The organism is Streptomyces sp. NPDC052299 (assembly GCF_040679335.1).
Lineage (GTDB): Bacteria > Actinomycetota > Actinomycetes > Streptomycetales > Streptomycetaceae > Streptomyces.
In genome coordinates, this window is sequence record NZ_JBFAUP010000012.1 from 63,550 (window position 1) to 86,422 (window position 22,873).

Annotated in this window: 20 protein-coding genes; 15 read left to right on the forward strand and 5 right to left on the reverse strand. The window is 73.9% G+C overall.

From position 1 onward, the window contains the following. Window positions 1-33 precede the first annotated feature (33 nt). Window positions 34-3,381 carry an AAA family ATPase gene (locus tag AB0L33_RS21220; RefSeq protein WP_365683626.1) on the forward strand — a complete coding sequence of 1,116 codons (3,348 nt, stop codon included), beginning with the start codon at window positions 34-36 and terminating at the stop codon, window positions 3,379-3,381. 29 nt (window positions 3,382-3,410) lie between these two features. On the opposite strand, the gene AB0L33_RS21225 is transcribed toward AB0L33_RS21220, so the two are convergent. Next, on the reverse strand, window positions 3,411-5,069 hold the full coding sequence (locus AB0L33_RS21225; RefSeq protein WP_365683628.1) for an acyl-CoA dehydrogenase family protein: 1,659 nt from the start codon (window positions 5,067-5,069) through the stop codon (window positions 3,411-3,413). A gap of 24 nt (window positions 5,070-5,093) precedes the next feature. Then, complete coding sequence (locus AB0L33_RS21230; protein ID WP_365683630.1) at window positions 5,094-5,711, reverse strand: TetR/AcrR family transcriptional regulator; 618 nt, start codon at window positions 5,709-5,711, stop codon at window positions 5,094-5,096. A gap of 73 nt (window positions 5,712-5,784) precedes the next feature. Between AB0L33_RS21230 and AB0L33_RS21235 the strand changes: the two genes are divergently transcribed. The 7 genes from AB0L33_RS21235 to AB0L33_RS21265 all read left to right on the forward strand — a co-directional run bounded on the left by AB0L33_RS21235 (window position 5,785) and on the right by AB0L33_RS21265 (window position 14,246). Beyond that, entirely contained in the window at window positions 5,785-7,305 is a 1,521-nt protein-coding gene (locus tag AB0L33_RS21235) for an AMP-binding protein (RefSeq protein WP_365683632.1), read from the forward strand. A 56-nt stretch (window positions 7,306-7,361) separates the two neighbouring features. Next, window positions 7,362-7,964: a TetR/AcrR family transcriptional regulator gene (locus AB0L33_RS21240; RefSeq protein WP_365683634.1), complete on the forward strand. Its 603-nt coding sequence runs from the start codon at window positions 7,362-7,364 to the stop codon at window positions 7,962-7,964. A 192-nt stretch (window positions 7,965-8,156) separates the two neighbouring features. Then, a complete protein-coding gene (locus AB0L33_RS21245; protein ID WP_365683636.1) occupies window positions 8,157-9,080 on the forward strand; it encodes a TauD/TfdA family dioxygenase in 924 nt (307 codons plus the stop codon). 31 nt (window positions 9,081-9,111) lie between these two features. Beyond that, window positions 9,112-10,413 carry an MFS transporter gene (locus AB0L33_RS21250; protein WP_365683638.1) on the forward strand — a complete coding sequence of 434 codons (1,302 nt, stop codon included), beginning with the start codon at window positions 9,112-9,114 and terminating at the stop codon, window positions 10,411-10,413. Between the two features lie 36 nt (window positions 10,414-10,449). Next, a complete protein-coding gene (locus tag AB0L33_RS21255; RefSeq protein WP_365683640.1) occupies window positions 10,450-12,162 on the forward strand; it encodes an aldehyde dehydrogenase family protein in 1,713 nt (570 codons plus the stop codon). Between the two features lie 96 nt (window positions 12,163-12,258). Beyond that, complete coding sequence (locus tag AB0L33_RS21260; protein WP_365683642.1) at window positions 12,259-13,749, forward strand: AlkA N-terminal domain-containing protein; 1,491 nt, start codon at window positions 12,259-12,261, stop codon at window positions 13,747-13,749. Continuing rightward, complete coding sequence (locus AB0L33_RS21265) at window positions 13,746-14,246, forward strand: methylated-DNA--[protein]-cysteine S-methyltransferase (RefSeq protein ID WP_365683644.1); 501 nt, start codon at window positions 13,746-13,748, stop codon at window positions 14,244-14,246. The genes AB0L33_RS21260 and AB0L33_RS21265 overlap by 4 nt, the downstream gene beginning before the upstream one ends. A gap of 69 nt (window positions 14,247-14,315) precedes the next feature. Here AB0L33_RS21265 and AB0L33_RS21270 read toward each other — a convergent pair whose 3' ends face one another. Both AB0L33_RS21270 and AB0L33_RS21275 read right to left on the reverse strand, forming a co-directional pair. Next, a complete protein-coding gene (locus AB0L33_RS21270; protein WP_365683646.1) occupies window positions 14,316-14,900 on the reverse strand; it encodes a TMEM165/GDT1 family protein in 585 nt (194 codons plus the stop codon). 239 nt (window positions 14,901-15,139) lie between these two features. Then, complete coding sequence (locus tag AB0L33_RS21275) at window positions 15,140-15,781, reverse strand: class I SAM-dependent methyltransferase (protein ID WP_365683648.1); 642 nt, start codon at window positions 15,779-15,781, stop codon at window positions 15,140-15,142. 40 nt (window positions 15,782-15,821) lie between these two features. Here AB0L33_RS21275 and AB0L33_RS21280 point away from each other — a divergent pair, with 40 nt between their 5' ends. Further along, a complete protein-coding gene (locus AB0L33_RS21280) occupies window positions 15,822-16,022 on the forward strand; it encodes a DUF2191 domain-containing protein (protein ID WP_365683650.1) in 201 nt (66 codons plus the stop codon). A 14-nt stretch (window positions 16,023-16,036) separates the two neighbouring features. On the opposite strand, the gene AB0L33_RS21285 is transcribed toward AB0L33_RS21280, so the two are convergent. Beyond that, the gene (locus AB0L33_RS21285; protein ID WP_365683652.1) at window positions 16,037-16,528 is read right to left on the reverse strand and encodes an NUDIX hydrolase; all 492 of its coding nucleotides are present in this window, start codon (window positions 16,526-16,528) and stop codon (window positions 16,037-16,039) included. A gap of 126 nt (window positions 16,529-16,654) precedes the next feature. Here AB0L33_RS21285 and AB0L33_RS21290 point away from each other — a divergent pair, with 126 nt between their 5' ends. From AB0L33_RS21290 to AB0L33_RS21315, 6 genes are all read left to right on the forward strand, one after another. Further along, window positions 16,655-17,770, forward strand: a complete 1,116-nt coding sequence (locus tag AB0L33_RS21290; protein WP_365683654.1) for a glycerate kinase — start codon at window positions 16,655-16,657, stop codon at window positions 17,768-17,770. Between the two features lie 292 nt (window positions 17,771-18,062). After that, entirely contained in the window at window positions 18,063-18,863 is an 801-nt protein-coding gene (locus tag AB0L33_RS21295) for an ABC transporter ATP-binding protein (RefSeq protein ID WP_365683656.1), read from the forward strand. Then, window positions 18,860-19,633 carry an ABC transporter ATP-binding protein gene (locus AB0L33_RS21300; RefSeq protein WP_365683658.1) on the forward strand — a complete coding sequence of 258 codons (774 nt, stop codon included), beginning with the start codon at window positions 18,860-18,862 and terminating at the stop codon, window positions 19,631-19,633. The genes AB0L33_RS21295 and AB0L33_RS21300 overlap by 4 nt, the downstream gene beginning before the upstream one ends. After that, window positions 19,630-20,520, forward strand: coding sequence for a branched-chain amino acid ABC transporter permease (locus AB0L33_RS21305; protein ID WP_365683660.1), 891 nt, complete (start codon window positions 19,630-19,632; stop codon window positions 20,518-20,520). Before AB0L33_RS21300 ends, AB0L33_RS21305 begins: the two co-directional genes overlap by 4 nt. Beyond that, on the forward strand, window positions 20,513-21,604 hold the full coding sequence (locus AB0L33_RS21310) for a branched-chain amino acid ABC transporter permease (RefSeq protein WP_365683662.1): 1,092 nt from the start codon (window positions 20,513-20,515) through the stop codon (window positions 21,602-21,604). The genes AB0L33_RS21305 and AB0L33_RS21310 overlap by 8 nt, the downstream gene beginning before the upstream one ends. Further along, window positions 21,601-22,851, forward strand: coding sequence for an ABC transporter substrate-binding protein (locus tag AB0L33_RS21315; protein WP_365683664.1), 1,251 nt, complete (start codon window positions 21,601-21,603; stop codon window positions 22,849-22,851). Before AB0L33_RS21310 ends, AB0L33_RS21315 begins: the two co-directional genes overlap by 4 nt. Window positions 22,852-22,873 lie beyond the last annotated feature (22 nt).

The window sequence follows — 22,873 nt, forward strand, 5'->3', positions numbered from 1 at the left end:
GCGGCGGCATGTCCGGTTAAAGTGGGCGCCCTCATGAACGAGCGGCACACAGCACCCAGCACGAACCCGGCTCCACCCCTGGTCCGAATACGCCTTTTCGGTGGATTCCGGGTGACTCGCGACGGCGGTCCGGCCCTGGCCGAGCGCTGGCCGAGACAGACCGCGCAGTCCCTGGTGAAGCTCCTCGCCGTCGTACCCGGACACCGGCTCCACCGCGAACAGGTCATCGACGTCTGCTGGCCTGATACCGACCCACAGGCGGCCCAGGGCAGTCTCCGCGTCGCTCTGCACGCCGCCCGCCGCGCCCTGGAACCCGAGCTCGCCTCCCGCGCCACCTCCTCGTACCTCGCCTCCGAAGGCGGACTGCTCTACCTCGACCCCGTGAGGGTCCGGATCGACGCGGACCGCGCGGAGGAGCGGGCGCACACCGCCCTTGCCACGGGCGGCGTCGCCGAACTCCGGCAGGCCCTGGACCGCTTCTCCGGCGAGTTCCTCCCCGAGGACCGCTACGCCGATTGGGCCGAGGGCCGCCGCTCCCAGCTGGCCGAACTCAAGGAGCGGCTGCTCCTCGCCCTCGCAGGCGCGCAGCTCGAAGCGGGCGCGGCTCAGGAAGCGGTCACCGTCGCGGAGCTGGTCCTCGGCTCCAGCCCCGCCGAAGAGCTGGCCCACCGCCTCCTCATCGACGCCTACACGCGGCTCGGGCTGCGCCGCCGCGCGGTGCGGCAATACCACGTCTGCCGGGCGGCCCTGGACGCCGAGCTCGGCGTACGGCCAGGGCCGGAGACCGAGCGCCTGCACCGCGCGGCACTGGCGGCGGAGCCCGCCGGGCCGCCGTCCGCACCCTCCCTGCCCGCCTCGCTCCGCGTCCCGGCCGCCACCCCGCTGCGCGGGCGCGAGGCCGTGCTCCGGCGGCTGCTCACGGCGGACGGGCCCGCCGTCGTCACCGTGCTCACCGGCGAGGCGGGCGTCGGCAAGACCCGGCTGGTCGGCGAGGTGGCCCGACGGGCGGCCGCCTCCGGAACCGCCGTCCTGTGGGGCGGCGGTCACGACGCCGAGGGCCACACCCCGTACGGCGCCTTCGCCGAGGCCCTGGACGGCTGGCTGGCCGAACGCGACGAGGCGGAACGCGCCCGCGTCGGCGGCGAGTACCCCGAACTGGCCGCGTTCCTGCCGGCGCTCGGCCGGGTCCGCGCCGACTCCGAACGCAGCCCAGAGGAGGAGCGCGACCGCCTCTTCCGCGCCACGGCCGCGCTGCTCGGCGAACTGGCCACCGCACAGCCGGTGCTGATCGTGCTGGACGACCTGCACGCCGCGGACCTGGGCTCCTTCCAGCTGCTGAGCCACCTGGCGCGGCGGGCCGCGCAGAGGGACGGTTGGCGGTTCCTCGTGACGTACCGGGAGGAGGAGATACCCGACGGCGATCCGCGCGGTGCCGGCCTGTCCTCCCTGGTCCGCCAGGGCCTCGCCGTCCGCGAGGACGTGCCGCGCCTGGACCAGGCGGCGTGCCTCGCCGTCGTGCGCGACACGGTCGGGCAGACGGCCGCCCCCGCCTCCCGTACCCCCGACAGGATCTGGGAACTCTCCCTCGGCAACCCGCTGTTCGCCGTCGAGCTGGCTCACGGCATGGCCGACGGCACCGGGACCATCGCCCCGGACGGCGTCCGGCAGCTCGTCGCGGACCGGCTGGCGCGTCTCGACCACGACGCCCGGAGAATCGTCGAGGCGCTCTCCGTGGCCGGACCGGAGACATCGTTGTCCGAGCTGCTCGACGTCGCCGCCCACGGGCTCCATCCCGCCGTCACCGGAGGCGCCGCCACCGATGCCCTGGAACGGGCCATGGACGCCTCGCTGATCGAGGAGCGGGACATACTCGTCGGAGGCAGGCACGAGGCGGGGCTGACCTTCCGCCACCCGCTGGTCCGCCTCACCTGCTACGAGAAGCTCTCCGCCATCCGCCGCAGGCAGCTGCACGGCGCCTTCGCGCAGGCGGTGCTCCGCCGCCGCCCCGACGCCGTGGACACCCTCGCCTCGCACTTCACCCGCGCCGACGACCCGCGCGCCGCCGAGTACCTGCGCCGCGCCGCCGCCCGGGCCGCCGCCCTCTTCGCCAACGACACCGCCGACCGCTACTACCGCGACCTGGTCGCCCGGCTCGACGTGGACGCCGCCCGCGCCCGCCTCGCCCACAGCCAGGTGCTGCGCCGCATGGGCAACTTCGCCCAGGCCGCCGAGGTGCTGCGCCTCGCGCTCGACGAGTTCGTCCGGCGCGGCGACCACGAGGACATCGTGCTCGCGGCGGCCTGGCTCGCCGACACCCTCGGACGCACCGGCCTCCCCGACGCCGGCCGGCAGGTGCTCGCCGCGCACCCGGTCACCCCCGACACCGCCCCGGAGCCCGCCGCCGGGCACTACCTGGCCCAGGCCGTGCTGTGCCGCATCCAGGGGCGGTACGAGGACGCCTACCCGGCCGCCCAGCAGGCGGTGACCGCCGGGCAGCGGGTCGCCGGACGGGCCGGGGAGGGGCTGATGGCCCGGGCCCACTCGCTGCGGGCCAGCATCCTGGGCCTCAGCGGCCGCCTGGACGAGGCCCGCGAGGCGGTCGCCCTCGCCCTTCCCCCGGCCGAGGCGTACGGCGACCCGACCCTGCTCGGCTCGGTGCTCTCGACGCTGCGGGAGAACGAGCGGCGGGGCGGCCGGCTCCGCGAGGCCGTCGCCACCGGACAGCGGGCCCTCGACCTCGCCGAGCAGTCCGGCGACCCGGCGGGCGCCGCCTTCGAGCGCGCCAACCTCGCCGAACTCTGGCTCCTCCTCGAAGACTTCGACACCGCGCGCACCCTCGCCGAGGCGGCGGTCGCGGGCGCCGAGCAGGACGACGCCTGGTGCCTTCCCTACACCCTGGCGGCCCTCGCCCTCGTCCGGATGCGCACCGGGGACGCGGCCGACGCCGCCGCGCTGCTGGACCGCGCGCAGTCCTCACCGGGCCTGGTGGACCGGCAGGCGGGCCACGAGGTGCGGGCGGCCCGCGCCGAACTCGCCCTGCGCGACGGGCTGCCCGGGCAGGCCCGGCGCGCCCTGGAGGGACACGAGCGGGACGTGCCCGTGCTCGCGGCCTGGGCCGAGCTGCGCAGCGGCCGCCCGGAACCGGCACGCCGGCTGGCCGCCGACGAGGTCGCCCGCGCCGCCCGCACCGGCGAACGGCTCGCCGAGGCGGACGCCCGGACGGTCCTCGCCCTGGCCCTGCACCGACTCGGCGACGGAGAGGCGGCCCGGGAGGCGCTGACACGTGCCGACGAGCTGGTCCGGTCCCTGCCCTACCCGGCGGGCGCGGCCCATGTGGCCGGGGCGCGGGCGCTCATGGAAACGGAGCCGGACGCCCGTTAGCGGGGCGGTCCGGCTCCGTTCGGGGGTGCTTACGCGGGCAGCCGCTCCAGCAGCCCCGCGAAGTCGGTGTCCGGCGCCAGGGTGCCGAAGGCGAGCCCCCGGTCCCCGGCGAGGCGCGAGGCGCAGAACGCGTCCGCGACCGCCGTCGGCGCGTGCCGGACGAGCAGCGAGCCCTGGAGCACCAGCGCCGCGCGCTCGATGAGCCGGCGGGCCCGCAGCGGGGCGTCCTCGCTGAGGACCAGCTCGCCGCGCAGCTCCTGCCAGGCCGCGTCCAGCCGGCGGTCCGCCCCCGAGGCGGCCTCGACCTCGGCGCGGAAGGCGTCCAGCGACTCCGGCTCCCGGGCCAGCGCGCGCAGCAGGTCCAGCGCGTTCACATTGCCCGAGCCCTCCCAGATGCCGTTGAGCGGGGCCTCCCGGTACATGCGCGGCATGCCCGACTCCTCGACGTAGCCGTTGCCGCCGAGGCATTCCAGCGCCTCCGCGACCGCGACCGGCTGGCGCTTGCACACCCAGTACTTGGACACCGCCGTGGCCAGCCGCAGGAACGCCCGCTCACCGGAGTCGCCGCGCTGGGCCCGGTCGGCGGCGCCGGCCAGCCGCAGCCCGAGCGTGGTCGCCGCCTCGGACTCGACCGCGAGGTCCCCGATCACGTTGCGCATCAGCGGCTGGTCGATCAGCTTGGTGCCGAACACCGAGCGGTGGCGCACATGGTGGGCGGCCTGGGCGAGCGCGGCCCGGATGCCGGCGGCCGAGCCGATGACGCAGTCCAGCCGGGTCATCGTCACCATGTCGATGATGGTGCGGACGCCCTTGCCCTCCGGGCCGACGAGCCAGGCGACCGTGTCGTCGAACTCGGGCTCGCTGCTGGCGTTGGACCGGTTGCCGAGCTTGTCCTTGAGCCGCTGGATGCGGAAGGTGTTGCGGCTGCCGTCCGGCAGGACGCGCGGCACCAGGAAGCAGGAGAGACCGCCCGGCGCCTGGGCGAGGACCAGGAAGAGGTCGTTCATCGGGGCGCTGGTGAACCACTTGTGCCCGCGCAGCCGCCAGGTCCCGTCGCCCGCCTCGGTGGCCGTGGTGGAGTTGGCGCGCACATCGGTGCCGCCCTGCTTCTCCGTCATGCCCATCCCGGCGAGCAGCCCCGGCTTCTCGGCGGGGGTGCGCAGCCCGGCCTCGTACACCCGGCCGGTCAGCAGCGGTTCGTACGTCTTCGCCAGGTCGGGGGCGTGCCGCAGCGCCGGGACGACGGCGTACGTCATGGAGACCGGGCAGAGGTGGCCCGCCTCCAGCGTCGACATCACCATGAAGCCGGCCGCGCGGGCCACGTGCGCGCCGGGGCGCTCGTCCGCCCAGGCCGCGCCGGCCAGGCCCGCGCCCACCGAGGCGTTCATCAGGTGGTGGTAAGCGGGGTGGAAGTCGACCTCGTCCACGCGGTGGCCGTAGCGGTCGTGGGTGCGCAGCACGGGCTCGTTGACGTTGGCCTGCTCGGCCCACTCCTGGGCCTGCGCGCTGCCGGCGTAGCGGCCGAGGCGGTGCAGCTCCTCGGTGTGCCATTCGGCGCCCTCGCGGCGCAGGCCCTCCAGGAGCACCGCGTCGTCGGCCACGTCGTGCCCGGTCAACGGCGGTGCCTGGTTGGTCACTTCGTGGGTCGCGGCGGTGGGGTTGCTGCGCGGGGCGACGGTTTCGGGCACGGGAACCTCCTGGTGGAAGGGGGGTCAGGGCTGCTGCGCGGGCGGGGCGCCCGCGCAGCGCAGGGCCATGGCGACGAGTTCGGTGAGCAGCGCCTCGGTCGTCTCCCCGTCACCGGCGCCGAGCGGGTCGACCAGGACCTCGCCGACCGCGCCGGTGAGCGCGGCGGCGGTGATCTCGCCGTTCTGCGCGGGCAGCAGGCCCTCGTCGATGCCCGCGTGGACGACCTCGGCGAACAGGGCGCGGTAGCGGCGGCGGTATTCGAGGCGTTCGGCGCCGACCGCCGGATCGGCCGGGGCGGCGAGCAGCGCGTAGGCCAGGCCCCGGTTCTCCAGGGCGCGGCGGGCGAAGACCTCGACGCCCCGGGCCAGCCGCTCGACGGGTGTCCCCGGCTCCCGCAGCACCGTGCCCAGCACCTCGACCTCGCGCCCGGCGGCCCGCCGGAACACCTCGACGGCCAGGGCCGCCTTGGACGAGAAGTGCTGGTAGACGGAGCCGGCCGCGATGCCGGCCGAGTCGGCGACGGCGGTGACCGACGCCTGCGACCAGCCGACCTCCGTGACCACCGAGGTGGCGGCGGCGATCAGATGCTCCCTGGCTGCTTCGAGCCGACTGATTTCGGCTGGGGTCTTGCGGTAGGCCATGAAAGAAGTGAACCATCATTCAGAGTTTCCCGCCATGGCCCGTTCGCACGGTCCGGCTCGTCAGGAGAACGTGATGCACCTCAGTACCCTGCTGGACAGCGCAGTCCGCTCGGCCGGCGACCACGAAGCGGTCGTCCACGGTGAGCAGCGGTGGTCCTACCGGGAATTCGCCGACGCGGCCCGCCGTGCCGCGACCGTGCTGCGGGAGGCGGGGCTGCGCCCGGGCGACCGGCTGGCCGTGATGACGTACAACACCCCGGCCTTCCTCTTCGCCGCGTTCGGCGCCTGGTACGCGGGCGCCACCCTGGTCCCCGTCAACCACAAGCTCCAGACCGCCGAGGTGGCACGCCAGCTGAACCACTGCGGGGCCCGGATCGCCGTGGTCGACGCCGAGATCGGCGAGCGCGCCACCGCCGCCGACGCCGAGGCGACCTGGCTGGTCAGCCACCCCGACGCCGGGCCGGACGCGCTGCCCGCCGACGCCTTCGAGGCGCGGATCGCGGCCGCCGAACCGTACGCCGGGGAGCCGGGGCCGGACGACGAGGTCGCGCAGATCCTGTACACCTCGGGCACCTCCGGCGCCCCCAAGGGCTGCGTCCACACCCACCGGTCGGTGACCCTCACGGCCGCCTACACCGCCGCTGCCATCCCGCTGCACCGCGACGAGCGCTTCCTGATCTGCATGCCCGTCTGGCACGCGTCCCCGCTCAACAACTGGGTGATGGGCACGCTACTGACCCGCGGCACGCTGGTGCTCCAGCGCGAGTACGAGCCCCGGGGCATGCTGGAGGTCATCCAGCGCGAACGCGTCACCGCGATGTTCGCCGCCCCGATCGCCCTGATCGCGCCGACCCAGGCGGTCCCCGACTTCGCCTCGTACGACCTCTCGTCCGTGCGGGCCTGGATCTACGGAGCGGGACCGCTCGACGCGGACACCGCCCGCCGCCTGATGAAGGCGTACGGCTCCGAGGACTTCCACCAGGTGTACGGGATGAGCGAGATGGGCCCCGTCGGCGCCTCCCTCCCGCCCGCCGAGCAGGTCGCCAAGGCCGGCGCCATCGGCCGCGGCGGCATGCCCGGGGTCGAGCTGCGGGTCGTGCGCCAGGACGGCGCGGACGCGGGGGCGGGGGAGACCGGCGAGATCTGGCTGCGCTCCGGCACCCGCATGGTGGGCTACCTGGACGACGAGAAGGCCACCGCCGAGGCGTTCGCGGGCGACTGGTACCGCAGCGGTGACCTGGGCCGGGTGGACGAGGACGGGTTCGTCACGGTCGTGGACCGCATGAAGGACGTGATCATCACCGGTGGCGAGAACGTCGCCTCGCAGGAGGTGGAGGGTGCCCTGCGCGGCCACCCGGACGTCCTGGACGTCGCCGTGGTCGGCCGGCCGCACCCCCAGTGGGGCGAGACCGTGGTCGCCGTGGTCGTCCCGCGCGAAGGTGCCGCGCTCGACCTGGAGGGCGTCCGCGCCTGGCTGGAGACCCGGATCGCCCGCTACAAGGTGCCCCGCGAGCTGATCCTGCGCCCCGCCCTGCCGCGAACGCCGTCCGGGAAGATCACGAAGCACGTCCTGCGCGACGAGCTGACGCGGTGAACCCGGGCCCGCACCCCTGCGGGAGGCGGTGGGGCCGGCCCGCGTAGGGTCGGTGCATGGCCGACGAACAGGTGACCGGGGCGAAGCGGGGCCCCGGCAGACCCCGCGAGGAGCGCGTCACCCGGGCCGTGCTGGACGCCGTCGTGGACCTGGTGACGGAGAACGGCATGGGCGCCCTGACGATGGACGCCGTGGCGGCCCGGGCCGGCGTCAGCAAACCGGCCATGTACCGGCGTTGGGCCACCAAGCAGGACCTCGTCCTCGCCGCCGCCGAGACCCGGATCGGCCCGCTCACCGTCCCCGACATGGGCGACTTCCGTGCCGAGCTGCGCGCCGTGCTGACGGCGCGCATGGAGGCGTACCGGCAGCCGGGTGTCGCGCGGCTGCTCGCCGGCGTGATCGGCTCCGCGTCGGAGGCGGGCGCCGAGCCGGGCGCGTACCGCGACTACACGGCCCGCGTGATGAGCGAGACCCGGCACCTCCTGGAGCGCGGGGTGGCGCGTGGCGACGTCCGGGCCGACGTGGACGTCGCCGCCGCCGCGACGCTCGTCGCCGCGTCCCTGCTCTTCCGCATGGTCGGTGAACAGCGCCTGCCGGATCAGGAGTTGGTGGATTCCGTGGTGGACCTGATCGGCCGGGCGGTCGCCGCCCCGGCGTAACCGCGCGCCCTTCCGCACCCTCCGCCCGGCCCCGCCGCCGGGCCCTTCGGCATGCCCGGAACCACCCGGAACGGTCACCGAATGGACCGAAGAAATCCCCGGGAAATCAATGCGCCGCACCCCTTGCCCCGCCGCGACGTCATATCGATACTGCTGGTTACGTAATTCGCCCCGCCGTCGGGAGGAACACCCATGCAGACCGCTGTGACGAACCCGAGGCCGGTCCTGGACAAGCCGCTCATGCACTACGGGAGCCGGACCCTCGAACGGCTCGCCCCCGGCGCCGAACCGGCCACGTACCGGCAGGTTGAGATCAGCCCGCTCACCCCGCACTTCGGCGCGGTGCTCGGCGGAGTCGACCTGACCCGCCCGGTCACCGAAGAGCTCGCCGAGGAACTGCGCCAGGCCCTGCTGGAGTGGAAGGTGATCTTCTTCCGCAAGCAGACCGGCTTCACCGCCGAGCACCAGCTCGCCCTGTCCGGAATCTGGGGCCCGCCCGAGCCCAACCCGTTCTTCCCGAAGACCGGCACGGCCGGTGTCTCGCGCCTCGCCAAGGACGCCAAGGCCGCCGGCAACAAGAACATCTGGCACAGCGACCACTCGTTCATGGTCAACCCGGCGCTCGGCTCCGTGCTGCGCGCCGTGGAGGTGCCCGAGGCGGGCGGCGACACGATGTGGGCGGACATGGCCGCTGCCTACGACAACCTGCCCGACGACCTGAAGGCCCGCATCGCCGAGCTCACCGCCGTGCACGACTGGGCACCCAGCTGGGGCGCGCTCATGAACGACGAGCAGAAGGCCGAGTTCCGCAAGTCCTGGCCGCAGGTCGAACACCCCGTCGTCGTCCGGCACCCGCGCAGCGGCCGCAAGACCCTCTACGTCAACGAGCCCTTCACCACCCGCATCAACGGCCTGTCCGACGCGGAGAGCCGCGAACTGCTCGACATCCTGGTCCTCCAGGCCCGCATCCCCGAGTACCAGGTCCGCTTCCACTGGGAGGCCGACTCGATCGCCATCTGGGACAACATCGCCACCCAGCACTACGCGATCAACGACTACTTCCCGCAGCGCCGGATCATGGAGCGCATCGCCATCGCCGGCGTGCCGCTCTCCTGACCCCCTCCGCACCCCCTTCCCAGGAGATCCCATGACCGCGGCACCGATCGAACGGCCCCAGCACCCCACCGAAACGGTGGCACCCGCCGGCACCCGCACCCGGGCCTGGACGGTGACCGTGCTCCTCGTGGTCTTCATGATGGTCAACTTCGCCGACAAGTCCGTACTCGGCCTCGCCGCCGACGAGATCCGCGCGGACCTGCACCTGACCGCCACTCAGTTCGGCCTGGTCAACGGCGCGTTCTTCCTGCTCTTCTCGGTCGCGGCCGTGCTGGTCGGGCTCGCCGCCGACCGGGTCTCGCCGAAGGTCCTGCTGCTGATCATGGCCCTGCTCTGGTCCGTGGCCCAGGTGCCCGCGGCGATCGGCGGCGGCCTCGCCGTCCTCGTCGCCTCCCGGGTCTTCCTCGGCGCGGCGGAGGGCCCGGCCTTCCCGGTGGCCCAGCAGGCCACCCTGGCCTGGTTCCCGAACGACCGGCGCAACCTGCCCGGCGCCCTGATCACCCTCGGCGTCACCCTCGGCGTGATCGTCTCGGCGCCCGGCCTGTCCTGGGTCATCCAGCACCACGGCTGGCGCACCGCCCTGTGGGTGCTGGCAGGGGTGGGCCTGGTCTGGGCCGCCGTCTGGAAGGCGCTCGGCGCGGACGGCGGGCACCGCGTCGACACCGTCCGCACGGCCGTGCGCGAGGAGGTGCCGGCCACCCCGGTCCCGTACCGCGCGATCCTCACCAGCCGCACCTGGATCGGCACCACCTTCGCCTACTTCACCAGCTACTGGACCGTCGCCCTCATGCTGGTCTGGCTGCCGTCCTACCTCCGCAACGCCCTCGGCTACACGGCCGGCGAGGCGGGCACCGTCGTCGTCGCGCCCTGGACCATCGGCGCCGTCGTCGTGCTCGCCCAGGCCGGGGTCACCGGACGGCTGATGCGGCGCGGCGTCGGCAGCCGCCGCGCCCGGGGCTGGGTCGGCGGCACGCTGCTCGCGCTCGGCGCCCTGTGCTGCCTGGCCGTTCCGCTCGCGGACGGCACCGCGGCCAAGACGGTGCTGATCGCCCTCGGCTTCGGGCTCGGCGGTTCGTACGCGGCCGTCGCGGCGACCACCGTCAGCGAACTGGCCCCGCCGAACAGGGCGGGCGGCGCGCTGGGCGTCATGAACGCGCTGGTCACCATGGCCGGACTGGCCGCCCCGGCCGTCGTGGGCGCCCTCGTGGACTCCCAGGGGACCGGCGGCTACCAGAACGCCGTCGTGCTCTCGGGTCTTCTCCTCGTCCTGGGGGCTGCGGCATCCTTCTGGCTCATCGACCCGGCCCGCGATGCCGCCCGCCCGACCCCCTGATTCCTCCCCCCACCGCACCCACCCAAGGAGCCCGCCGTGAGCGCCGCCCCCGCACTCGACACCAGCTCGCTCGACCTCGCCGTCGCCGGCCTGCGCGACCGGGCCGCCACCTGGACCGCCACCCCGCTCCCCGAACGCGTCCGCCTCCTGGAGCGCATGCTGCCGCGCATCGCCGAGGCCGCGCCCGCCATGGTGGCCGACGCCGCCGCGGCCAAGGGGTACGCCGCGGACTCGGCCTGGGCCGCCGAGGACTGGGTCACCGCCCCCTGGGCCCTGGCCCAGACGGTCAGCGCCCACCTCCACGTGCTGCGCAGGCTCGCCGCCGGACAGGACCCCGTCGACCGCAAGGCCGTCCGCGAACGGGAGGGCCGCGTCCTGGTCGACGTCTTCCCCGCCACCGGCTCCGACCGCCTCCTGCTGAGCGGGTACACCGCCGAGGTCTGGACCCTCCCCGGGACCACCCGGGCGCAGGCGCTGGCCGACGCCGCGGGGGAGTACCGCGGCCGCCAGGGCCGCCCCGCGGTCGCCCTGGTCCTGGGCGCGGGCAACGTCCCCGCGATCACCCCGCTGGACATCCTGCACAAGCTGTACGCGGAGGGCGAGGTCGTCCTCGCCAAGATGAACCCCGTCAACGCCTACCTGCGCCCGCACTTCGAGAAGGTGTTCGCCGAGTTCATCGAGCAGGGCTGGGTGCGCTTCGTGGACGGCGGCGCCGAAACCGGTGCCTACCTCACCACGCACGACGGCGTCGACACCATCCACGTCACCGGCAGCGAGCGCACCCACGACGCGATCGTCTGGGGCACCGACGAGCAGGCCGAGCGGCGCAGGAGGGAGGACACCCCGCTCAACGACAAGCCGTTCACCAGCGAACTCGGTGGCATCAGCCCCTGCATCGTGACCCCCGGCCCGTGGAGCGCGGCGGACTTCCGCTTCCAGGCCGAGCACATCGTCACCAGCAAGATGAACAACTCCGGCCACAACTGCGTCGCCAGCCAGATCCTCGTCGTCCCGCGCGACTGGGACGGCACCGAGCGGCTGCTCGCCGAGATCCGCCGGGTCCTGCGCGAACTGCCGCCCCGCGCCGACTACTACCCCGGCGCCGCCGACCGCCTCGGCGCGGTCGTCCGCGCCCACCCCGACGCCGAGACGCACGGCGAGGGCGCCTGCCGCCTCCTGGTGCCCGACATCACGGACATGGGCGACCCGATGCTGGACATCGAGGTCTTCGCCAGCGCCCTCGGAGTCGTACGCCTGCCGGGCGCCGACGCCCCCGCCTTCCTGCGCGCGGCGACGGAATTCGCCAACGACCGGCTCCCCGGCACCCTCGGCGCGACCCTGCTGGTCCACCCCCGCACCGAACGCGCCCACCGCCGCGCGGTGGACGAGGCGGTCGCCGGGCTGCGCTACGGCACCCTCGGCGTCAACTGCTGGTCGGCGTTCGGCTTCCTGCTCGGCTACACCCCCTGGGGCGCCTTCCCCGGACACAGCCGCCAGGACATCGGCAGCGGTGTCGGCTTCGTGCACAACGCGTTCATGCTGGAGCACGTCGAGAAGACCGTCGTGCGCGCCCCCTTCGCACCCGCCCCGCGCGGCCTGTTCACCGGCTCCCCGTCCCTGTCCCCGCGCCCGCCGTACTACGTCACCAACCGCACCGGCCGTACGACCATGGAACGGCTGACCGCGTACACCGCCGACCCGAAGGCGACGAGGCTCCCCGGCATCTTCGCCTCCGCGCTCCTCGGCTGATCCGGACGACATGGGCGCCGGGCAGCCCCACGCAGCCCGACGCCCATGTCGGATTCCCGCCAGCCTCCGGCCCCACCGGTGGCCCATCCTTGAACCATGCACACCGACACCGAGCGCTGCGTCCGGGCGGTCCGGTCCAAGGACGCCCGCTTCGACGGCTGGTTCTTCACGGCCGTCCTGACCACCCGGATCTACTGCCGCCCGAGCTGCCCCGTCGTGCCGCCCAAGGCCGAGAACATGACGTTCTACCCCAGCGCGGCCGCCTGCCAACAGGCCGGGTTCCGGGCCTGCAAGCGGTGCCGCCCCGACACCAGCCCCGGCTCCCCGGAGTGGAACGCCCGCGCCGACTCGGTGGCCCGCGCCATGCGCCTCATCCGGGACGGGGTCGTGGACCGCGAAGGCGTCCCCGGCCTCGCCGCCCGCCTCGGCTACTCGCCCCGCCAGATCGAACGCCAGCTGCTCGCCGAGCTGGGCGCCGGACCGCTCGCCCTGGCCCGCGCCCAGCGCGCCCAGACCGCACGCGTGCTCATCGAGACCACCGCGCTCCCCATGGCCGAGATCGCCTTCGCCGCCGGGTTCGCCTCCGTGCGCACCTTCAACGACACCGTCCGCGAGGTCTTCGCGCTCGCCCCCGGCGAACTGCGCACCCGGGCCGCCCGCACCGCACCCGCGCCCGCCACCCCCGGCGTCATCACGCTGCGCCTCCCGTACCGGGCCCCGCTCAACCCCAGCAACCTCTTCGGCCACCTCGCCGCGACGGCCGTCCCCGGCGTCGAGGAGTGGCGCGACGGCGCGTACCGCCGCACCCTCGCCCTGCCGCACGGCCACGGCATCGTCGCGCTCACCCCGCGCCCCGACCACATCGCCTGCCGGCTCTCCCTCACCGACCCGCGCGACCTGACCCTCGCCATCAGCCGCTGCCGCTGGCTCCTCGACCTGGACGCCGACCCCGTCGCCGTAGACGGACAGCTGCGCGCCGACCCGCTGCTCGCCCCGCTGGTCGACGCGGGCCCGGGCCGCCGCGTGCCGAGGACCGTCGACGGCGCCGAGTTCGCCGTCCGCGCCGTGCTCGGCCAGCAGGTGTCCACCGCCGCCGCCCGCACCCACGCCGCCCGCCTGGTCACCGCCCACGGCACCCCGGTGGACGACCCGGAGGGCGGACTCACCCACCTCTTCCCGGACCCGGAGGCGCTGGCCGGACTCGACCCCGAGCGACTGGCCCTCCCGCGCACCCGCCGCCGCACGCTCACCACCCTCGTCCGGGCTCTCGCGGACGGCTCGCTGCGCCTCGGCCCCGACTCCGACTGGGAGCGGGCCCGCACCGAACTGGCCGCGCTGCCCGGCTTCGGCCCCTGGACCGTCGAGGTCATCGCGATGCGGGCCCTCGGCGACCCGGACGCCTTCCTCCCGACCGACCTCGGCATCCGCAGGTCCGCCCAGCAGCTCGGCCTGCCCTCCACCCCGGCCGCCCTCACCGCCCGCGCGGCGGCCTGGCGCCCCTGGCGGGCGTACGCCGTCCAGTACCTCTGGACCGTGGACGACCACCCCATCAACCACCTCCCGGACGCGGAAGGAAGTGCCCCGTGACCCGGCAGCACACCGTCACCGACAGCCCCTACGGTCCGCTGACCCTCGTCGCCACCGACGGCGTCCTGGCCGGCCTCTACATGACCGCCCAGCGCCACCGGCCCCCCGAGGAGACCTTCGGCGAGCCCGACCCCCGCCCCTTCACCGAGGCGATCCGCCAGCTCGACGCCTACTTCGCCGGCGAACTGCGCGACTTCGACCTGCCGTTGCACCTGGACGGCACCCCGTTCCAGCGCAGCGTCTGGGAGCAGCTGCGGCTCATCCCGTACGGCGAGACCCGCTCGTACGGCGAACTCGCCGAGAACCTGGGGAAGCCCGGCGCCTCCCGGGCGGTGGGCCTGGCCAACGGCAAGAACCCGGTCGGCATCATCGTCCCCTGCCACCGGGTGATCGGGGCCTCGGGAAGCCTCACGGGCTACGGGGGCGGCCTGGACCGCAAGCAGCGCCTGCTGGCGTTCGAGAACGGTACGCAGGCGAGCACTCCGGCGCTGTTCTGAGGGCGGGTACGGCGAAGGGCCCCGCACACACGCGTGCGGGGCCCTTCGCCGTACGGCGCTCGCCGTGGCTCAGCCGGTGAAGATCTCCGTCACCGTCCAGATCGCCAGGCCCAGCATGCACAGCCCGCCGATCCGCTGCACGGTCTTCAGCGGTACGCGCTTCGCGATGAACCGGCCCGCCAGCAGCGCCAGCGCCGACACGGACATCAGCGCGGCGGCGGAACCGATCGCGGTCGACCAGGTGCCGTTGCTCGCCGCCAGGTTGGCGGTCGTGATCTGCGTGAGGTCGCCCCACTCGCTGATGAACACCGCCATGAACGCCGTCGAGTACACCGGCCAGAACCCGGTCACCGTCTTCGGGCCCGTCTCGTCGTCCTCGTCGTCCCCACCACCGCGCAGCAGCATGAACGCGCCGAACGCGAAGAGCAGGGCCGAGACCAGCTTGACGATCCAGTCGGGCAGCAGACCGAGCAGCCCGCCCGCACCCACCGCGATGGCGACGTGCACGATGAACGCGGACGAGGTGCCGAACCAGACGTAGAGCGGGCGCATGCGCGTGCCCATGGCGAGCGACGCGAACATCGTCTTGTCCGGGAGTTCGGCGAGGAAGATCAGCCCGAAAGCGGTGATGATCGCCAGGGGGTCGAGATGCATTCCGGGTGGCTTTCTGTACGAGCCGGGCCCCGGATCTCCGCGAAGTGCCGTTCGGCGTTTCGGAGGACCACTCGGCCCGGCATGACGGCACCGCCCACGGGGCGTGGGCGTGTCACACCTGACCGAAGGTCTCGCCCACCCGTGATGATCCACGAGCCCGGCCACCGGGAACCGCGAGGCTCCAGTGTGTCGACGACCGGTTTGCGGGGCTACTCCCCTTCGCAGCCGTCCACACTACCTCACCCGGTCGGACGCCGTGCGATCAGGAACGCCTGCGGGGTGCGTTCGTCCGGGTCCGCGGCCCGCACCAGCCGGGCCCGCACCTCGAAACCGGCTCCTTCGAGCAGCCCGGCCACCCGGTCCGGGTCGAAGCGGTACACATCGAGGTCCACGGGGTGCCCGTACGCGTGCTCAAGCCGCACGCCCTCGTCGCCGCCCGCCTTGAAGGCGAGGAGCAGATGGCCGCCGGGTGCCAGGACCCGGTGGAACTCGGACACGTAGGGCCCCAGTTCCCCGGGCGGCGTATGGACGAGCGAATACCAGGCGACGGCCCCGCCCAGCCAGCCGTCGGGCAGGTCCAGCGCGCTCATCGTGCCCACCTCGAAGCGCAGCTCCGGATGGCGCCGCCGGGCCTCGGCGACCATGCCGGGCGAGAGATCCGTGCCGGAGGCGTCGAGGCCCAGGTCCCGCAGATACGCGGTAACCCGCCCTGGCCCGCAGCCGAGATCGGTGACCGGCCCGCCCCCGCCCGCCTCCACATACGCGGCGAAGGCGCCGAGCATCGCCCGGTCCAGGTGCTTCGCCGCCAGCTCGTCCGCGAGGAGCGCGGCGTAGTCGGCGGCCACGGTGTCGTACGAGGCCCGGGTGGCGCGAAGAGTCATGCCCGGGACCGTACCGGGGCGGCGGTGCTACCGTCGCGCCATGGCGAAGGTAGCGGTCAGCCTCGACGCGGAACTCGTGGTCGAAGTGATGGTGCTCGCGGGGGTCGGCAACCCGCAGGACGCGGTCGAGCTCGTCGTACGCGACTACATCGCGCGCGGCCACCGCACCGAGGCGCGGGTCGCGGCGCGCGACGAGACCCGGCGCGAGGACGAGACCAGGCCGCCGGACACCCAGGGCTGACCGCCCGCCCCGCCTCAGCCGACGGGGCGGCCGTCCTCCAGCTCCACGGCGCCCGTGCCGGACTCCAGGGCCTCCAGCGCGGCGTGCATCCGCCCGGCGCGCGCACCGGTCAGGTACCGGCCGATCTCCGCCGGCTCGACCAGCTTCCAGGACAGCAGCTCCGACTCCTGGAGCCGGATCGCCTTCAGCTGCTCCTCGTCCAGGACTCCGCCGTCGTACACGTACGCCACGATCGGCGGCCGGTCGCTGCCGCGCGCCCAGTCCACGACGAGGAGCCGGCCCGGCGCGATGTCCAGCCCGATCTCCTCCAGCGACTCGCGGCGCGCACCCTGGCGCGGCCCCTCCCCGTCGGCCGACTCGACCGTCCCGCCGGGCAGCGTCCACCCCTCCCGGTAGCTCGGCTCGACCAGCAGCACCCGGCCACCCGCGTCGCGGAAGACGCAGGCGGCACCGACGAGCACCTTGGGAAGACCGGCGATGTACGTGGCGTAGTCAGTAGTGGTCACACGGTCAGCCTAGGGGGACTTTGATCGATCAGACCATGGGCAGGCAGGGGGGTCGGCGGATAAGGTCGGGGCGGCGCGACTGCCTGTTCGAATGCAAAGGGAATCATGGTGACGGACGGAGCAGTGATGGAGACCGCACGCGTGCTCGTCGCGGCGGACAAGTTCAAGGGCTCGCTCACGGCCGTGCAGGTCGCGGAGCGGGTGACGGCCGGGCTGCGGCGCGTCGTTCCCGATGTACGGGTGGAGACCCTGCCGGTCGCCGACGGCGGCGACGGCACGGTGGCCGCGGCGGTGGCCGCCGGCTTCGAGCGCCGCGAGGCGCGGGTGACCGGGCCCCTGGGCGACCCCGTCACCGCCGCGTACGCGATGCGGGGGACCACCGCGGTGGTCGAGATGGCCGAGGCGTCCGGCCTCCAGCACCTGCCCGACGGTGTCTTCGCACCCCTCACGGCCACCACGTACGGCTCGGGGGAACTCCTGCTCGCCGCGGTCGACGCCGGGGCCCGGACCATCGTCTTCGGTGTCGGCGGCAGCGCGACCACGGACGGCGGCGCGGGCATGCTCGCCGCGCTCGGAGCCCGCTTCCTCGACGCCGACGGCAAGCCGGTCGGGCCGGGCGGCGGCGGCCTCGCGGACCTCGCAGCGGCTGACCTGTCCGGGCTCGACCCGCGGTTCGCCGGCATCGACCTGGTCCTCGCCAGCGACGTCGACAACCCGTTGACCGGCCCCAAGGGCGCGCCGGAGGTCTACGGCCGCCAGAAGGGCGCGACCGAGGCGGACATCGCGACGCTCGACGCGGCCCTCGCGCACTACGCGTCGCTCCTCGGCCCCGACCAGGCGGAACTCCCCGGCGCCGGGGCGGCGGGCGGCATCGGCTACGGCGCGCTCGTCGCCCTCGGCGCGCGCTTCCGCCCCGGAATCGAGGTCATGCTCGACGTCCTGGGCTTCGCGCCCGCGCTGGACCGGGCGACGTTCGTCATCACCGGCGAGGGCTCCCTCGACGCCCAGACCCTCCACGGCAAGGCCCCGGCGGGCGTCGCGGCGGCGGCGCGGGCGGCAGGCGTCGACGTCGTCGCGGTGTGCGGCCGCCTCACGCTGACACCGGAGGCACTGGAGGGGGCGGGGATCCGGCGGGCGTACGCGCTGCTGGACCTCGAGCCGGATCCGGCGGTGTGCATGGCAGAGGCGGGGGCGCTCCTTGAGCGCGCCGCGGAGTCGATCGCGCGGGACTTTCTGGTCTGAGGCTTTACCGGGGGCTCTGCCCCCGGACCCCCGCTCCTCAATCGCCGGAGGGGCTGAAAAGCCAGCCTCGCCGGCGTTTGGGGCGCGAGGTCCGGGGCGGAGCCCCAGTTTCGGGAAGGGGCGGGTAGGGGACAAGGCCCGCCGCAGGCGCACCCCCCGCCCTGTGCGCCCGCACAACCCGCCCCCGCCCACCCGGGGCACCCGCAACACGTCCCCCCACACCCCATGGACGCCCCCCTCCTCCCCCTGCTGACCTGTGGCAACACAGGAACGCGGAAGGAGGACGAACCGCATGCCCACGCTGGAGATCCGCGCACTCACCGCCACCTACGGCCCCGTACGCTCACTGCGCGGCATCGACCTCGACGTCCCGGCCGGCACGATCACCGCGGTGCTCGGCGGCAACGGCGCCGGGAAGACCACCCTGCTCCGGGCCATCTCGCGGTGCCTCCGCTTCCACGGAGGCACCGCCACCGGCACCGTCCGGTTCGACGGGCGCCCCCTGGACGGGCTGCGCCCCGACCGGGTGGTCGCCTCCGGGATCGTCCACGTGCCCGAGGGCCGTCAGGTGTTCGCCCGGATGACGGTGGCGGACAACCTGCGCGCCGGGGCCCTCGGCGCGGGCGGAGGCCGCAGGGCGGCGGCGCAGGCGCTCGACCGCGTGCACGAGCTCTTCCCCGTGCTCGCCCGCCGCGCCCACCAGAACGCCGGGCTGCTGTCCGGCGGCGAGCAGCAGATGCTGGCCATGGGCCGTGCCCTGATGGCCCGCCCCCGGCTGCTCCTCCTGGACGAACCCTCGCTCGGCCTCGCACCGTTGATGGCGCAGCGCATCGCCGACACGGTGCGCGAGATCAACGCCTCCGGCACCTCCGTCCTGCTCGTGGAGCAGAACGCGTCGATCGCCCTGGGCCTCGCCACCACGGCGTACGTCCTGGAGGTCGGCGAGGTCGCCCTGCACGGGCCCGCCGGCGAACTGGCCGCATCGGACGAGGTGCGCCGCCGCTATCTGGGCGTCGTGGACGAGGCGGCCGCCGCCGACGCGGACCGCGCGGCGGCCACCACCGTACGCACCCTGAGCAGGTGGTCCGCATGACCACCCCCGCGCAGCTCACCGTCCAGGACGTCACCGTCCGCTTCGCCGGGCTCACCGCCCTCGACGGCGTCTCGTTCACCGTCGAGCCGGGCAGCGTGCACGCCGTGATCGGGCCCAACGGCGCCGGCAAGTCGACCACGTTCAACGTGCTGTCCGGGGTCTGCCGGGCGGCCTCCGGCAGCGTCCGGCTAGGGGAGACCGAGCTGACCGGACTCGCCCCGCACCGGATCGCCGCGCTCGGGGTGGCCCGCACCTTCCAGAACCTCGCGCTCCCGCCGTACGCCACCGTCGCCGACACCCTCATGCTCGGGCGGCACCGGCTCACCCGGGCCGGGTTCCTGGCCGCCGGACTACGGCTGCCGTCCGCCGCCCGGGAGGCCCGCGCGCACCGCGAACGGGTCCGCGAGATCGCTGAGTTCATCGGCCTGGAAGCGGTGCTGGACCAGCCCGCGAGCACCCTGCCGTACGGCCTGCAGAAGCTGGTCGAGCTGGGCCGGGCGCTGTGCACGGAGCCCCAGCTGCTCCTGCTGGACGAACCCGTCGCCGGGATGACCGCCGACGAGCGGCAGCGGACGGCCGCGGTCGTGGCCGGGGTCCGCGACGGCCTCGGCATCTCGATCGTGCTGGTCGAGCACGACATGGGGGTCGTGATGCGGCTCGCGGACGCCGTGACCGTACTCGACTTCGGGCGCGGCATCGCCGACGGCACCCCCGCCGAGGTCCAGAACGATCCCGCCGTCGTCGAGGCATATCTGGGAGCACCACAATGACCACCTTCATCGAACTCCTCCTCGGCGGACTGTCCATCGGCTCGGTCTACGCCCTGATCGCGCTCGGCTTCGTCGTCATCTTCAAGGCCACCGAGGTCGTCAACTTCGCCCACGCGTCACTGCTGCTCGCGGGCGGGTACGTCACCGCCGTGCTCCACGACGACATCGGCTTCTGGCCCGCCCTCGCGACCGGCATCGCGGGCGCGGCCGTCGTCGGCGCCGCCGTCGACTTCCTGGTGATGCGCCGCTACCGGGGCGGCGACCACAGCGTTCTCGCCATCGTCACCATCGGCGTCGACATCCTCCTGACCACCGAACTCACCCGGCGCATGGGCACGGAGGTGCTCGCGCTCGGCGACCCCTGGGGCAACCGGGTCCTGACGATCGGCGGGGTCACGCTCGCCCAGACCCGGGTCGCGGCGTTCGTCGCCGCCGCCCTTCTCATCACCGTCTTCCTGCTCGCCTTCCGCTTCACCTCGTGGGGCGTCTCGATGCGCGCCGCCGCCGAGAACCCCCGGACGGCGGCGCTGATGGGGATCAGGCTCGGCCGGGTCTCGCTCGCCGCCTGGGCGGTCGCCGGGGCGCTCGCCGCCGTCGCCGCGCTGTTCCTCACCGTCTTCCCCACGCCCGGCCTGGAACGGGCGACCTCGCTCGCCGCGCTCAAGGCGTTCCCCGCCGCCATCCTCGGCGGCCTCGACTCCACGACCGGCGCCCTCGCCGGCGGTCTCATCGTCGGTGTCACCGAATCGCTCGCCACCGGCTACCAGAGCGACCTGGCGTTCCTCGGCCGGGGCATCGGTGACCTGGCCCCCTACCTGGTGATGGTGATCGTGCTGCTCGTACGCCCCGCCGGACTCCTCGGGACGAAGGAGGCCGTCCGTGTCTGAGACCGCCACCCCGTTCGCGTACGCCCTCACCGCGCGGCTGCGCACTCCCCGCACCTGGGCCTGGGCGGCGGGATCGGTGCTGCTGCTCGCCCTCCCCTTCTACCTGGACCGCTTCTGGCTCCAGGCCGGGCTGTTCGCGATGGCCGCCGCGATCGGCGCGATCGGGCTGAACCTGCTGACCGGGGCCACCGGGCAGCTGTCCATGGGCCACGCGTTCTTCCTCGCCGTGGGCGCTTACGGCTACTGCGTGCTGGCGGGGGAGGGCGGCACGGAGAACGGGCACACCCTGTCCGGGCTCGGCCTGCCCAGCTGGCTCGCGGCCGTGCTCGCCGTCCTCCTCGCCGGGGCCGCCGGGGGGCTGTTCAGCCCGATCGCGGGACGGCTGCGCGGCGCCTACCTCGGCATCGCCACCCTGGCGCTGATCTTCATCGGCCAGCACGTGCTGTTCAACGCCTCGTCCCTCACCGGCGGTTACAACGGCCGCTCGGTGCCGCCGCTGTCGCTCTTCGGCCTCACCTTCGACGACACCGAGGTGCTGGTGGCCGCGGTGCCGTTCCAGTCCTCCGAGAAACTCTGGTACGCGGCGCTGCTCGCGCTGCTCCTCAGCGGTCTGTTCGCGCGCGGCGTGCTGCGCGGGCGGCCGGGCCGGGCGCTGAACGCCATCCGCGACCACCGCATCGCGGCCGGTGTGATGGGCGTCCCGGTGGCCCGCTACCGGGCCGGCGTCTTCGTCCTGTCCTCCATGTACGCCGGACTGGCCGGGGTGCTCCTGGCCCTGGTCTTCCAGCGGACGGTGCCGGAGTACTTCGGCATGGTCCTGTCCCTCGAATACCTCGCCATGATCGTGATCGGCGGGCTCGGCACCGTGGCGGGGGCGGTCGTCGGCGCCGCGTTCGTCTCGCTGCTGCCGCAGCTCCTCACCCACTACAGCGACTCCCTGCCCCTGGTCGCCGCCCCCGGCACGGGCGGCCTCACCCCGGGCGAGGCTTCGCGCTACCTGTACGGCGCCGCGGTCGTCGCGGCGGTCCTGTTCCTGCCCGGCGGCCTGACGCGCCCGATGAAGAACCCAGGGGAGAAGAAATGAAACTGCGTGTGCTCGGGGCCGTGTGCGCGGCCCTCGCCCTCACCCTCACGGGATGCAGCGAGAAGGCCAAGTCCTCCGACGGGGGAGCGGAGGCCAAGGGCGGGGTGAAGGCCGGCAAGGGAGTCACCGACTCCGTGATCGCACTCGGCGCGCTCACCGACATGACCGGTGTCTACGCCTCGCTCGGCAAGAGCGTCACCCAGGCCCAGCAGCTCTGGGTGAAGGAGACCAACGCCAAGGGCGGCATCTGCGACCGCAAGATCGAGCTGACCGTGCGCGACCACGGTTACGACCCGCAGAAGGCGGTCGCCGGATACACCGAGCTGGAACCGAAGGTGCTGGGCTTCGTCCAGTTCATCGGCTCCCCGTTCGTCGGCGCGGTGGAGAAGCGCATCGACGGCCTGGACAAGGGCCTCGTCCTGCCGCAGGCGTGGTCCGCGAACCTGCTCGGCAGCAAGTACGTACGCATCATCGGCGCGACGTACGACGTCGAGACGATCAACGCCATCGACTACCTGCTCGCGGAGAAGCGCATCGCCAAGGGCGACAAGATCGGCCATGTGTACTTCGAGGGCGACTACGGCGAGAACGCGCTCGCCGGATCGAAGTACGCGGCGAAGCGGGCGGGCCTCACCGTGGTGGAGCAGATGATCAAGCCGTCCGACGACGACATGACCGGCCAGGTCGCCGCGCTGAAGCAGGCGGGCGTCAAGGCCGTCGTCGTCAGCGCGGGCCCCCGCCAGGCGGCCTCGCTCGTCGGGGTCGCCGCCGCCACCGGCCTCAAGGTCCCGGTGATCGGCAACAACTCCGCGTACGCGCCGCAGCTGCTGAAGACGCAGGCGGGCCCCGCCCTGATGCGGGACTACTACGTCGCCGCGTCGACCCTGCCCATCGGCGACCCGGGCACCGGCCCGGCGAAGCTGGCGAAGGACTACGCCGCCGCCTACCCGAAGGACGTTCTCGACAACGGCGTCATCGCTGGCTACACGGCCGCCGAACTGTACGGCGAGGCCCTGAAGAAGGCGTGCACGGCCAAGGACCTCACCCGCGAGGGCATCGGCAAGGCGCTGCTCACCATCACCGGATTCGGCACCGATTTCGGGGTCTCGCACGACTTCACCGACCCGGCGGCGCCCTCCACCCGGGAGAGTGTGATCATGAAGCCGGACGACAAGGTCCCCGGCGGCCTGAAGGTGGTCAGGCCGGCCGAGGTCGCGGCGGCGGCCAAGTCCTACACGCTCAAGTAGCTTCCCCAGCGGGGGGGGCATG